Origin of the sequence: Rossellomorea oryzaecorticis (assembly GCF_038405515.1) — a bacterium.
Taxonomy (GTDB): Bacteria; Bacillota; Bacilli; order Bacillales; family Bacillaceae_B; genus Rossellomorea; species Rossellomorea oryzaecorticis_A.
This window is the reverse complement of sequence record NZ_JBBYAF010000015.1, coordinates 45,736-59,244: the sequence shown is the minus strand read 5'-3', so window position 1 is coordinate 59,244 and position 13,509 is coordinate 45,736. Positions and strand designations below refer to the sequence as shown.

13 protein-coding genes are annotated in these 13,509 nt (G+C 46.0%); 9 read left to right on the top strand and 4 right to left on the bottom strand.

Annotated features, from left to right (window positions below; genetic code table 11):
• Positions 1-5 precede the first annotated feature (5 nt).
• The 6 genes from AAEO50_RS09555 to AAEO50_RS09530 all read left to right on the top strand — a co-directional run bounded on the left by AAEO50_RS09555 (position 6) and on the right by AAEO50_RS09530 (position 8,839).
• Positions 6-1,532 carry an aspartate aminotransferase family protein gene (locus AAEO50_RS09555; RefSeq protein ID WP_341982906.1) on the top strand — a complete coding sequence of 509 codons (1,527 nt, stop codon included), beginning with the start codon at positions 6-8 and terminating at the stop codon, positions 1,530-1,532.
• On the top strand, positions 1,525-3,321 hold the full coding sequence (locus AAEO50_RS09550) for an IucA/IucC family protein (RefSeq protein ID WP_341982903.1): 1,797 nt from the start codon (positions 1,525-1,527) through the stop codon (positions 3,319-3,321). The genes AAEO50_RS09555 and AAEO50_RS09550 overlap by 8 nt, the downstream gene beginning before the upstream one ends.
• Positions 3,322-3,337: 16 nt before the next feature.
• Entirely contained in the window at positions 3,338-3,868 is a 531-nt protein-coding gene (locus AAEO50_RS09545; protein ID WP_341982960.1) for a GNAT family N-acetyltransferase, read from the top strand.
• The gene (locus tag AAEO50_RS09540; RefSeq protein WP_341982901.1) at positions 3,865-5,205 is read left to right on the top strand and encodes a lysine N(6)-hydroxylase/L-ornithine N(5)-oxygenase family protein; all 1,341 of its coding nucleotides are present in this window, start codon (positions 3,865-3,867) and stop codon (positions 5,203-5,205) included. Before AAEO50_RS09545 ends, AAEO50_RS09540 begins: the two co-directional genes overlap by 4 nt.
• 493 nt (positions 5,206-5,698) lie before the next feature.
• Entirely contained in the window at positions 5,699-7,510 is a 1,812-nt protein-coding gene (locus tag AAEO50_RS09535) for an IucA/IucC family siderophore biosynthesis protein (protein ID WP_341982899.1), read from the top strand.
• 105 nt (positions 7,511-7,615) lie between these two features.
• On the top strand, positions 7,616-8,839 hold the full coding sequence (locus AAEO50_RS09530; RefSeq protein WP_341982897.1) for an aspartate kinase: 1,224 nt from the start codon (positions 7,616-7,618) through the stop codon (positions 8,837-8,839).
• A 41-nt stretch (positions 8,840-8,880) separates the two neighbouring features.
• Here AAEO50_RS09530 and AAEO50_RS09525 read toward each other — a convergent pair whose 3' ends face one another.
• Entirely contained in the window at positions 8,881-9,627 is a 747-nt protein-coding gene (locus AAEO50_RS09525; RefSeq protein WP_341982895.1) for a sugar phosphate isomerase/epimerase, read from the bottom strand.
• 122 nt (positions 9,628-9,749) lie between these two features.
• Complete coding sequence (locus AAEO50_RS09520; RefSeq protein WP_425383179.1) at positions 9,750-9,965, bottom strand: hypothetical protein; 216 nt, start codon at positions 9,963-9,965, stop codon at positions 9,750-9,752.
• Between the two features lie 207 nt (positions 9,966-10,172).
• Here AAEO50_RS09520 and AAEO50_RS09515 point away from each other — a divergent pair, with 207 nt between their 5' ends.
• Together AAEO50_RS09515 and AAEO50_RS09510 are read left to right on the top strand one after the other, a co-directional pair.
• Positions 10,173-10,328: a DUF1540 domain-containing protein gene (locus AAEO50_RS09515; RefSeq protein ID WP_071620538.1), complete on the top strand. Its 156-nt coding sequence runs from the start codon at positions 10,173-10,175 to the stop codon at positions 10,326-10,328.
• Between the two features lie 385 nt (positions 10,329-10,713).
• On the top strand, positions 10,714-11,730 hold the full coding sequence (locus tag AAEO50_RS09510) for a nuclease-related domain-containing protein (protein ID WP_341982888.1): 1,017 nt from the start codon (positions 10,714-10,716) through the stop codon (positions 11,728-11,730).
• Between the two features lie 8 nt (positions 11,731-11,738).
• Here the strand turns inward: AAEO50_RS09510 and AAEO50_RS09505 are convergent, their stop codons facing one another.
• Complete coding sequence (locus AAEO50_RS09505; protein WP_341982886.1) at positions 11,739-12,053, bottom strand: helix-turn-helix domain-containing protein; 315 nt, start codon at positions 12,051-12,053, stop codon at positions 11,739-11,741.
• 168 nt (positions 12,054-12,221) lie between these two features.
• Here AAEO50_RS09505 and AAEO50_RS09500 point away from each other — a divergent pair, with 168 nt between their 5' ends.
• Complete coding sequence (locus AAEO50_RS09500) at positions 12,222-13,073, top strand: VOC family protein (protein ID WP_341982884.1); 852 nt, start codon at positions 12,222-12,224, stop codon at positions 13,071-13,073.
• A gap of 156 nt (positions 13,074-13,229) precedes the next feature.
• On the opposite strand, the gene AAEO50_RS09495 is transcribed toward AAEO50_RS09500, so the two are convergent.
• Entirely contained in the window at positions 13,230-13,394 is a 165-nt protein-coding gene (locus AAEO50_RS09495; RefSeq protein ID WP_341982882.1) for a hypothetical protein, read from the bottom strand.
• Between the last annotated feature and the right edge of the window lie 115 nt (positions 13,395-13,509).

Sequence of the window (13,509 nt, the reverse complement as noted above, 5' to 3'; positions counted from 1 at the left end):
TCCCTATGAGTACAGGCATAACGCTAAAAAATAAAAAGACGGCGTTTGACTCCTTCTTCCTTCATCAGGGGGGAGAAGGGCTCGCCGCTTTTGAAAAAGGAATGGAACAAGTCAGCAATAAACTTAAAGAAGTTTACAGCGATACCGGGCAGCCTTTCATCGGAAAGACCCCCTCTGAAATCGAGAAGGAAATCGCGGGGATCATGCATTTTTCCGGGGAAGGTCAATCGATTCAGGAAGTACTTGAGGAAATCGAAGGTCCTGTCTTAAGGAACAGCCTACATATTTCACATGAAAAGAGCATGGCTCATCTGCATTGTCCACCGCTTCTTCCGGGGATCATCGGTGAATGCATCATCGGCACATTGAATCAGTCGATGGATTCCTGGGATCAGAGCACAGCAGCTACGTATGTAGAAGAAGGAATGGTGGATTGGCTGAAGGAAACGGTGGGTTATCCTGAAACGTCAGACGGTGTGTTCACGAGCGGCGGTACACAATCGAACTACATGGGGCTGCTGCTTGCCAGGGATTCGTTCTGCGATAAGCATTGGGGCCACAACGTACAGAAGCAGGGGCTGCCGGCAGATTTTCAAAGACTGCGTATCCTTTGTTCAGAAGATGCCCATTTTACCGTGAAGAAGTCAGCCTCCCAGCTCGGTCTGGGAGAACAGGCTGTCATCACGGTGAAAACGGACGAGCACCATCGCATGTGCTTGAACGATGTACAAGCTGTACTGAAGAGGCTTGAGGAAGACGGCATGCTGCCGTTCGCCCTCGTCGCTACATGCGGGACCACTGATTTCGGAAGCATCGATCCATTGCCGGAACTCGATTCCATTGCAGAGAAGAAAGGGCTTTGGTTCCATGTCGACGCGGCTTTCGGTGGAGGATTGCTCCTGAGCCATTCTCACCGCGATAAGCTTGAAAACCTTGAAAAAGCAGACTCGATGACCATCGATTTTCATAAATTATTCTATCAGCCTGTCAGCTGCGGGGCGTTCATGGTGAAGGACCGCAGGCATTTCAGATTCCTGTCCCATCATGCGGATTATTTAAATCCCGAGAAAGATGAAGATGAGGGAATCGTGAATCTGGTGACGAAATCAACCTCAACAACCAGGAGGTTCGATGCATTGAAGCTGTATCTTTCGCTCAAGACAGTGGGACTCGAAACCTTTGGCAAAATGATCGACCGGACCATGGTGCTTGCCAGCTATGCGGCAGGATACCTTGCAGGACTGGACAATATCGAACTTAAAAATAAACATCCTGAAATCAATACCATCATCTTCAGGTATCAGGCGGAGACTGAAATCGGCATCGATTTTAACGAACTGAACAGGGCGATCCAGCAGACGCTCCTGCATGAAGGAAAAGGAGTCTTCGCAAAAACAAGCATAGATGGAGAAACCTTCTTGAAGCTGACTCTCCTGAATCCGAGAACAAGTGAAGAAGATATCCACGAGCTGATGGATGAAATAGAAAAGACTGCAATTCAACTAATGAACGGAGGTTTGGCCCGTGTATGACACAAAGCAATTATCAGAGAACGCGACGATACAAAGCTTTCTAAATTGTTATTTAAGGGAAACGGGGAATTTTGAAGAAGTGCCCGAGTATGTGGAACATCCTTTATTGATGGGCGAAAGAATAGAAAAAGTAATCGTCTCCAAACTGGTCCTTCAAAAAATCGAATTGATAGCGGGGCTGACATACTGGTCTGAAACTGACCGCCATTTATTCTCTTTCCCGATTTACTACTGCACCGCTGGCAGCCAAGACCTGCAGCCGCTTGACTATATCACGCTTACGTCACTCATAGTGAAGGAATTCTTATTGGATAAAAGCTTCAGGGGAGCAGAGGATGAACTCATTTACCGTGTGATCCTGAGCTGCCGCAGCATCAAAACATACCTGGATGACCGAGTGGAAGACGCAGAGTCTCTTGCACAGGAAGACTTTGAATTCATCGACGCGGAGCAATCCCTTTTATTCGGCCACCTGCTTCACCCGACCCCGAAAAGCAAACAGGGTCTGACGGAAACGGAGGATGCGGCGTATTCCCCCGAGCGTAAGGGAGAGTTCCAGCTTCATTATTTTGCAGCGGAGAAATCACTGGTTCTCCAGGATTCCAGCCGTCCGCAGTCTGCTGCTTCGATTATTTTCGAAGAATTGCAGAATGACAGAGAAGTCGATCAGAACTGGCTCGAAGAAATCAGGAAAAAAGATGAAAAGGTACTGATCCCGGTCCATCCGCTTCAAGTGAAGGAACTTATGGAGAAGCCGGAAGTGCAAGAGAGGCTCGCGAATGGTTCGCTTGACTATATAGGTCCCGTCGGCAAGACGTTTACGGGTACTTCATCATTCAGAAGCGTGTACAGCAAAGACTCTAAATATATGTATAAATTCTCTGTACCTGTCAAAATCACAAACTCCCTCCGAATCAACCAGGCAAAAGAGCTTGCAAGGGGAGTGGAGGTTTCAAGACTCCTGGAGACTGAGGTTGGGCAAAGGATCAAGAAGAATTTTCCCGACTTTCGGATATTAGAGGATCCGGCTTACCTGAATCTTGTGTCGGATACTGAACTCTCCGGCTTTGAAGTCGTCATCCGTGATAATCCTTTCTATGAAAATAGCAAACATGCCAGCCTGGTTGCAGGTCTGTGCCAGGATCATGCCTTCGGGGCAAAACCAAGGCTCTATTCGATCATCAAAGGAATCGCCGGCCGTGAATACCGTTCGGTGGAAGAAGTGAGCATCGAGTGGTTCAACCGTTATCTGGATCTGACACTCGACCCGATGATCTGGCTGTTTAACACCTATGGAATCGCGCTTGAGGCCCATCAGCAGAACTCGGTCATCAAGCTCGGGGGCGGCTACCCTGAAACCTTCTATTACCGCGACAACCAAGGGTACTACTACAGCGAATCGAAGGCGGACAAATTGATGGAGCTGCTGCCTGGACTCAATACCCTCAGCGACACGGTCTGTGCTGATGATGTAGCGGAGGAGCGCCTGAGATATTACTTCTTCTTCAATCACCTGTTCGGTCTGATCAACGGCTTTGGAGTCAGCGGACTGATCGAGGAAGGGGAGCTGATCCGCGCATTGAAGGAACGCCTGAAGCAACACGAAGAAACGATGCCTTCAGACCTTCTGAGCAGTCTGTTGTATCAGCCGGTGCTTCCGTGCAAAGCCAACCTGCTGACCCGTTTCTATGACATGGACGAGCTTGTCGGCCCGATGGAATCGCAGTCAGTCTATACGATGGTGAAGAACCCGATTGCGGGAGAGGTGGAAATCCTCCATGCACTATGAGTTTTATGATGAAGAGATCGGCAAGAAGATTTCTTTTATAGAAGTAGAGTTTGAGCAGGATGTGGACATGATCCATTCCTGGATGACGGAAGATCATGTACACCCATTCTGGAATCTCAACATTCCTATTGCGGAGTTCAGGGAACATTTGAAAAAAGCATTGAATGATGAGCATCATACTCTTTTTATCGGGTGTTTGGATGGTGTTCCGATGAGCTACTGGGAGGCCTACTGGGTCAAGGGGGATGTGCTGGAGAAAACGTATGATCCCGCTCCTCACGACCAAGGTGTCCATCTGTTGATCGGTGATAAAGAATTTTTAGGAAAAGGATATTCATTGCCGCTGTTAAGGGAGATGGTCCGGTTTCAATTCCAGGATGAACGCACTGAAAAAGTCATGGCGGAACCGGACATCCGGAATGAAAAAATGATCCATGTGTTTAAGAAATGCGGTTTCAAAAGAATCGGACCGATTGAACTGCCGGATAAAACCGGATTGCTCATGACATGTGAGCGTGGAGAATTCGAAAAGAGGTGGACCCCATGAATGAAAATGAAATCTATGACGTGATCGGCATCGGGATCGGTCCCTTCAATTTAGGGTTGGCGGCCTTGCTTGATGAAGTTGGCGATATGAAGGCACTGTTCCTGGAAAAGAAAAATGAATTCAATTGGCATCCCGGAATGCTGATCGCCGGGACGACCCTGCAGGTGCCGTTTTTCGCAGACCTCGTCTCGATGGCCGATGTCAGAAGCAAATACAGCTTCCTCAATTATCTTCAGGCTCACAACCGTTTGTATCATTTTTATTTTCTCGAGAAATTCCATATACCGAGAAAAGAATACAACCATTATTGCCGCTGGGTCTCCGATCAGCTGCCGCAATGCCGGTTTGGTATGGAAGTGGAACATGTTGAACCGACAGTGCTGGAAGACGGCGGGAACGGGTACGAGATTTCCGTATGGAATGACGCGACGGGTACTGAAGAGCGATTCGTGACGCGCCGCCTCGTGATGGGGATCGGTTCAGTCCCCGCTGTCCCGGAACACTTCAAGGAACATCTCGGAAGCAGCGTCTTCCATACTTCCGAGTATCTGGAGAAAAAAGATATCTGTAAAGGGGCACGATCGGTGACGGTCATCGGCTCTGGACAGAGCGCCGCCGAGGTATTCCTGGATGTGGCAAAAGCACAGGAGAATCACGGCTTTACCTTGAACTGGTTCACCCGTTCCAAAGGATTCTTCCCGATGGAGTATTCAAAGCTCGGACTTGAATACTTTTCACCCGACTATACGGACTTCTTTTACAGCCTCCCGCAGGGGATAAAGGATACTCTCCTGAAGGAACAGGACCTCCTTTACAAAGGGATCAGCGCCGACACGATCGCGGAAATTTATGACTATCTGTATGAGCGGTCGATCGGAAGTGACTACCCTCCGATTTCTCTTCAGGCGATGACGGAAATCACCGGGATTGAATCCAACGGCAGTGGTTACTCGCTCCGCGGGCATCACCGTGTAAAAGAAGAAACATTCACCCAAGAGAGCGATGTCGTCATCTTCGGGATAGGTTATAAAACAGCGGTGCCGTCGTTTCTGTCCGGGATGAAGGAGGTCCTGTCATATGATGACGCCGGCAGATTCAAGATCACGAAGGATTACCGGCTGGAGACATTCTTCGGGGATGCTGGCAGCATCTTCGTTCAAAACGGTGAGATGCACACCCATGGAGTCGGGGCACCGGACCTTGGACTCGGCGCACATCGGAATGCAGTCATCATCAATCAATTAGCCGGAAGGGAAGTATATCCCGTTCAGACGAAGAATGTGTTTCAGAGATTTGGAGTTGAAAAACGGGCCGCGACGGGCGTTCCAAGCGTGTAAGGGTGACGCCCGATATAAATGGCGGACTTGGTTTGTATAAGCTTTCTGCGTTTTTTGATAATAAACGTGTAGATTTGCTAATAAGTGTGCGTTTTCGATTGCAATGAAAATTTTTTAATAAAAGGCTTCGCCGTTTCGATAATTAAAAGTTGATTTTCAATAATAAATCGTTTTATTTCGATAATAAAATTTCCGTTTTCGATAATAAAGCCTTTTGAGTATAAGGTAGGTAAGTTCAAATTTGAAGATTTCAGTTGGAAATACGTTTTTATAGTGGAAAACGAATGAATTTTTTAGCGGTTAAGACGAAAAACAAGTTTTCCCTATGGAAAATACTCAAATTTCACTGTTTTTTGACGCTGGATTCTAAACTGGTTCCAACAAGACGCAGACTTCTGCGGAAAGCGAAGTCCTGCACGGAAACAAACAGCGGTAATAAATCTCCAATCTCACTTTTTAAACAGCAATTAAACAGACAGAAAGAAGGGATCCCATGCAATTTTCCAGCGAATTACAAAAAGTATTAAGCAAAGACAACTGGAAAGAGGTCAACCGCAAACTGATTGCCAAAATGTTATCCGAATACTTGTATGAAGATATGATTCAGCCTGACATTCTTAACGAAGATGGCAGGGAGATCACGTATTCCTTACAGATTACAAAGGATAAACTGTACCGCTACCAGGCAGAGAAACGATTCTTTGACAGCTTTGATGTGAAGTGGGAGACGATTGACATTGCAGAAGGAGAAGAAACAAAGCCGGCAGATAGCGCGATCGAGCTGCTGGTCGATCTTCAGGGGCTTATCCCGATGTCACCCGAGACAGTCGGACATCTGATCAAAGAATTGAACGCCACCTTGATTGCTGATGCCCACCTGCTTGAAAAAGGTTCGAAATCATCTGACGAACTCATCCATGTCGACTATGCCGAGCTTGAGGGCTTCATGACCGGACATCCGTGGATTACATATAACAAAGGCCGCATCGGCTTCGGATACGACGATTATCTCCGCTATGCACCCGAACATGGGAAGGAAATCCGCCTTTCCTGGATTGCCGTTGCGAAAGACATCGCTTCTTTCCAATCAATCGATGGGCTGAACTATGATGACCTGCTTGCTTCGGAACTGTCTGAAACAGAAAGAGTTTCCTTTGAAGAGATAGTGAAGGAGCAAGGCGCAGATCCGGCAGAGTATTTCCTCATGCCGGTGCACGAATGGCAGTGGAAGAATGTCCTCATACAGAACTTCCCGGAAGAGCTTGCCGAAAAGACGATCATTCCTTTGGGAGAAGGAATCGACAGCTATCTTCCGCAGCAGTCGATCCGGACATTCGTGAATATGACGAATAAACAGAAGCATCACGTCAAGCTTCCGATTAGCATCCTTAATACGCTGGTATACAGGGGGCTGCCGTCTGAACGGACCTTGATTGCCCCGCAGGTGACCCAGCTCATCAAAGGCATCGCTGACAACGATTCCTTCCTGAAAGACGAGTGCCGCGTCATCCTGCCGGGTGAGAATGCCAGCATGAATGTCGATCATCGTTATTATACGGGGATAAAACAGGCTCCTTATCAATATCTTGAAATGCTCGGGACGATTTGGAGGGAAAGCATCTATACGTATCTCGATGAAGGCGAGCAGGCCATCACGCTTGCAGCGCTTTTATATGAAGATCATGACAATAAACCATATATACAGAGTTTGATTGAAGACTCCGGACTTCAGGCGGACGAATGGATGAAGACATTCTTCAAGGTCGTCATGGAGCCCCTGCTTCACTACCTCTATCAGTATGGGACAGTGTTTTCGCCGCACGGTCAGAACACCATCGTCGTGCTGAAGGATTCCGTTCCGCACCGGTTAGCGATCAAAGACTTTGTCGATGATGTCAACATTTCAGATCAGGACTTCCCTGAACTGCGAGGTTTATCGAAAGAATTCAAAGAAGTGCTGAGAAGCGAACCGCCGGAAGGATTGACTCAATTCATCTTCACCGGATTGTTCATCTGTCATCTGCGCTACCTGAGCAACATTCTCGTCAACCATGAACTTATGGAGGAAGAGACATTCTGGGGTATGCTGGCACAGTCTATCCAGGATTATCAGGACCGATTCCCTGAGCTGAAGGAGCGATTCGAACTGTTTGACTTCTTCAAGCCGCAGCTGACGAAACTTTGCCTGAACCGCAACCGCATGGTGGATTACGGATATTCAGACGGCGATGATCGCCCGCATGCTTCAGAGTTCGGTAAAGTAAATAATGCACTTGCGCTATTCAAGGTGAAGGAAACGGTTTGAAAAACTCACTCACCTGAAGCCTGACGTAGACTAAGGCGTCGGATTCGGATATTAGGGACATTAAAACGGATCAGCACCAGATCCTCAAGAAAGCAGGTTTAGCATATGAGTATAATCGTACAAAAATTCGGAGGGACCTCTGTCGGTTCTCCTTCACATATCAAACGAATGGCTTCAAGGGTGATGGAGGAAAAAAACAGGGGAAATGCTGTCGTCGTGGTCGTTTCAGCCATGGGGGACACAACGGATACCCTCGCAAAGCTTGCAAGCGAAATAACCTCACAGCCGAAGCAAAGAGAAATGGATATGCTCCTCTCAACAGGGGAGCAGGTGACGATCGCCCTCCTTGCCATGGCCCTTCAGGAAAGGGGAGCGGAATCGATTTCTTTCACCGGCGGACAGGCAGGCATCCATACAGATTCAGTCCACGGCAATGCCAAAATCAAAACGATTGATGGGGAGCCGATTTTAAGAGAGCTCGATGCCGGGAAAATTGTCGTGGTGGCGGGTTTTCAAGGTATAACCGAAGAAGGGTATATCTCTACATTGGGAAGAGGTGGCTCCGACACCACAGCAGCAGCCCTCGCAGCCCAGCTGGAGGCGGAACGCTGTGATATCTATACGGACGTCGACGGTGTGTACACCTCGGATCCCCGATATATCAAGAAAGCTGCCAAAATTTCATCCCTCACGTACGATGATATGCTGAACCTGGCAGCAGGAGGAGCTGGTGTCCTGCACCCACGGTCCGTTAAACACGCGAAAAAGTACGGGATCCCGATGGTGGTGCGTTCCAGCCTGACGAAAGAAAGGGGGACATTCATCAATCACTCCTCCCAACGGTCAGACCGGTACCCAGTCATCGGAATCGTCTTTCAAGGCGAAAGGACAAGCATCACCCTCAGTGGATTGGAGGGCGGAAGCAAAGTTCAGTCAGCTATCAGAGCGGCCCTTGAAACCCGGAACATCGAGTGTGATTTTTTCAAGAATCATCCGGAATCCGAACTGACACTGCTCGTTCAACACAATGATGTGAAAGAATCAGTGGAGCTTCTTTCAGAAGGGTTCAAGTTTCCTCGGTTCACTACCCAGGGGAATCTGGCAAAAGTAGCGGTCATCGGAAGCAACATCCGCACCCACCCTGTCATCCAGGGAAAAGCCGCCAAAGTGCTGAATGCTGAACACATTGAATTCAAGCTCATCGAGGACTTGCCTGGAAGCGTCACCGCTGCCGTACCACAACATGATATGCACCTGGCAGCAGGGCTTCTGCATACTGCTTTTGGACTGGATGTCCCTGAAATGAGAAAGGTTGTCGCGGTTCAATGATAAAAAGGAACTTCCTGCCGGGAAGTTCCTTTTTATCATTTCTATTTCTTTAAATACTCCAAGCTTCTTTGGACACTTTCAAGGGGAGAAGTCCTGCACTCATCCTGCTCGACGATCCACCAATCTATGCCGCCTCCATTTCCGAACTCAAGCACCGTTTCAAGATCTACCCCGCCAGTTCCGAGTTCCGCAAAAAATCGTTCGCCATCCGTGGTCATATCTTTGAGGTGAACAAGAGGAGAGCGGTCCCTGTACCGTTCCAGCCATTCATCAGGTCTTTCCCCTGCAAAGGTCAACCAGTAAATATCAAATTCGGCTTTGACCCAATCGGGGTTTGTCTCATTCAGGATGGTCTCTAGTGCCGTGCGTCCATTACTCAATGTTATTAACTCAAAATCATGATTGTGATAACAAAGAGAGAGGCCTTCGCTTGCACATTTTTCACCGATTTCATTCAGATCATCAATCAACTGGAAATAACCCTTTTCCGTTCTTTCTTCAGACTCGAGATACGGGCATACCACAAAGCTCGAGCCTAATTCCCTTTGATCATCAATGACTTTGGCGGCATCTGACCTTAACTCAGAAAGCGCGATATGACTTGAAGCTGCTTTCAGACCGAGATCATCGAGTACCCGTCTTAGTTCTTTCACCGTTAAATCACCGTAACCAGCGAGCTCGACCCCATCGTAGCCAAGCTGGGCAACTTTTTCTAATGTACCTGTAAAATCGCTATTGGCTTCGTTACGCAGAGTGTACATCTGCAACGCTATGGGAATTTGCTTCATTTTATGTAACCTGCCTTCCTTATCTCTTTTAATAATACTTCTGAATGGAAGGCAGAAATCCTTTAATAAATGTAAAAAAACTGCCCAATACGGTTGATTGCAACCAGCTTGGGCAGGCTTTTTCATTTAACGGCCGTTGATTTGATTTTCAAACACGAAAGCTTCTTTTCATTTCGAAAAACAGAGTAATGAGCAGCCGCAATTTTTTCTTCCACATAATCCAGTGAAAACGTACCCGAAGGATCGGCCAGACTCCCGATCGCCCTCGATAAATGGTCGACGACATGCTTCAGATTAACCTTATCTTCCAGCTCGCTGCCGGTATTCATTTCATCCATGATTTCAAACGCAAGATTCTGCACATGATACAAACGTCTCTGCTCCAAACTTGACTCCCCCCTTGTCATCTTCGTATCTTTTCTGATTATATGGCGTGAAAGGGGTGGTTATGATAGCGAACAATGGGGTATAGGATTTTTAACACCTCAAGGTATGAACAGATCCAAAAAAGTGAACTCTAATGATAACTGAGGAGGTGAAGAAATATGGCACAAGATGTACTATGTGAAGTAAGCAACTGCAAATACAACAAAGAAGGCAAAAAATGCTCAGCCGACCAGATCTTCGTCGTGAGCCACAAGGGGAACAAAGCTCATAACAGTGAAGAAACGGATTGTAAGACATTTGAACCTGGTATGTAATAGATTTGATTATTGAAATCAGGAACTCATTTTGAATGAAGTTCCGGCAGGCAACCATTGGCGTGGTTGTCTTGTTTTTAGATAGTATTGATAATGATTGTCATTCTTATTCGTATGTTTGGTGATTTTTGTGAGAAAATGAGGTAAGGGGGGAGTAGTGTAGTGTGTCGATATTTGTCGGAGAATCGTTAGTTCGCACATATTTTAAAAATATCGCACATATATACAGTATTCCGCACATATATAGAAATTTTCGTACATATATCTAAAATTACGCACATAAAAAACCGCAAAAGGATAATATTTACAATTCCCATTCAGAAATAAAGGATTTTCACCTACCGACAGAGAAGTAAAAGAAGAAAAATCTGAATGGAGTGGTGAAATGATCATACAAGATCGCGATATACCCCGAGTTATACTAAAACTGCAAGCTTTGCTTCGAAGACTTCCTCTGAATCATCCAAAAATCCAAGTTATCGTAGACGAGCTTAACCGAAGATCAGCTGGACATAAGGGAGAAGAAGCACTTGATTACCCGCTTAGCCTTCTCGATCCTAAAAAATATCTGATTTTTCACGGACTTCGTTTACAAATTAACAATAACTTCTTCCAAATCGACACGTTGGTCATATCCAAGCATTTTATTCTCCTAACCGAGGTGAAAAACTTAGCTGGCAGTATTTACTTTGACCCTGTATTCAGTCAGTTGATTCAAATGAAAGATGATCAAAAAATAGCTTTCCCAGATCCTCAAATCCAACTTCAGAGACAAGAAATGCAATTTAAAAACTGGCTTCTACAAAATGGCTTTTCGGCTATCCCTATTTCCAGCCTAGTAGTTATCAGCAATGATAAAACAATTATTAAGACTTCTCCCGATAATAACAATCTTAACTCCAAGGTCATACACCGCCACCTTCTCCCAATGCAAATCCACAAATTTGAAAAATCTCACCAATATGAGAACATTAATGACAAAGAAATAAAAAAATTGGTTCGCTTGTTAAAGAAGAAACATGTGGTTGCAGACCATTCAATTTTAGAGAGATTTAATCTATCTCCAAGTGAAGTCAGAGAAGGGGTCATATGCGATACATGTAACCATAGTCCTCTTGTCAGGAAACATGGAGCCTGGTTCTGTATTAAATGCAAAAGTAAAAATACAGATGGTCATATTCAAGCTTTGATCGATTACCAGCTGCTAATTAAACCGACAATTTCGAATGGAGAAGCAAGAAAGTTTCTGAATATCGAATCAAGGTTTGTCGCCATAAGACTTCTGAAATCCCTTAATCTACCCGCCGATGGTTATAATAAAGGAACAACCTACGACCTCACCAAACTCACCAAGCAAAACCCTCACCCAAATCCAATCCAAAAACCCGCCACCACCAAGTGACGAGTCCATCATTCCTTCTCAATCCATTCCTGGGACCACTTCTCAATATTTTTCATCAACGGTTCCAATGAATACCCTTTTTCGGTAAGGGAATATTCAATCCTCACCGGGGTTTCCGGGTAGACTTTTCGCGCAACGATGCCTTCTTTTTCAAGCTCTTTCAGGCGCTGTGATAGAAGCCGGCCGCTGATGCCGGTTGCATCCTTTATTGTGCAGTTGCGCTGCGGTCCGGATAGTAGCTGATAGATGACTAGTGCGTTCCACCGCTGGCTTATGATACTGATGGCCTTTTCAAATCTGGGGCATATTTCTGAAGTATTCACCTGAATATCCCTCCTTTTGAAAGGATTATACCATATAAAATAATAAAATATAAATTAGTTACTTGACTATAATTAGTTATTAAAATACTATTAGTTACATAAAGTAACCATTTGAGCCAACAGACCACCTGCAGAGAAATAAATTAATTTAAAAAGGAGATCAAATAAATGAACTTCCACCAACCTCCAAATACTCACATAGATCAAGTCACCATTAAAGTCCAAGACATTCAAAGATCGACGAAATTTTATCAAGAAATCATCGGCTTCAAGGTCTTAGATCAATCACAAAACCAAGCACACTTGACTGCAGACGGCCAAACACCGCTGCTCACAATCGTGCAGCCTGAAAATGTCACTCCAAAGCAGCCCCGAACGACAGGGCTCTACCATTTTGCGATATTATTACCGGAGAGAGCGGACCTGGGACGAATCTTACATCATTTTGCTCAATTGAATATCCCTTTAGGCTCATCCGATCATCTAGTGAGTGAAGCACTTTACCTGAATGATCCGGATGGAAATGGAATTGAAGTCTATTCGGATAAGCCTTCTGCCGACTGGACGTGGAATGGCGGACAGGTGGAGATGGCGGTCGACCCGATTGATGCAAGGGCCATTTTAGCTGAAGGGGAAGGGGAACCATGGACAGGGCTGCCTTCGAAAACAGTGATGGGCCACCTTCATCTCCATGCTGCCGACCTCGATGAAACAGCTGATTTCTATACAAAAGGGCTTGGTTTCGAAGTCGTGTCCTCACTAGGGAATCAGGCGCTGTTCCTTTCCACCGGACGCTATCATCATCATATCGGTTTGAATACATGGAACGGCACCGGTGCACCGAAACCTGCGGAAAGCAGCGCGGGTTTAAAATCATTCAACGTGTGTTTTCCCAGTCAGGAAGAGAAGGATGCAGCAACGAACCGCTTAAAAACCCTCGGTCATCAAGTCAACATTGACCAGGATGGCAGCATCTCGACAGAAGACCCTTCTGGGAACAAGCTGTATTTAACGGTTTAATGTAAACGATGGTAACAAGTTGTTTTTACGGTTTAAAGTAAATGATGGTGCCATGTTGTACTTAACGGTTAAATCTAAAAGATGGCATCAAGCTGTGTTCATCCGTTTAATGATAAAGGCCGCCCCCATCGCCTGGGGACGGCCTTTACGTATTCTTCACCCTTCACTTGGATCGTACTCATCATAAACAAGCCGGGTCACCATCGTGGCTTCCCCTTGCTTCACTTCCTCTTCGGTTGCGTCCTCGCCAAACGACTGTTCTTCATCATAAGTGGGAGCTGCTTTACTTTCTTTTGAAAGGTTCGGGGTTCTTTTTCTCATGGTCATTCCTCCTGTTGTCTGTTTATGGTTTAGTGTGAAGAGAAACTTGCAAAGTATACCAGTCAGGCAGAATTTTTTAAAAAGAAGCGGTGTTGGTGGGATACTGTTCATATGA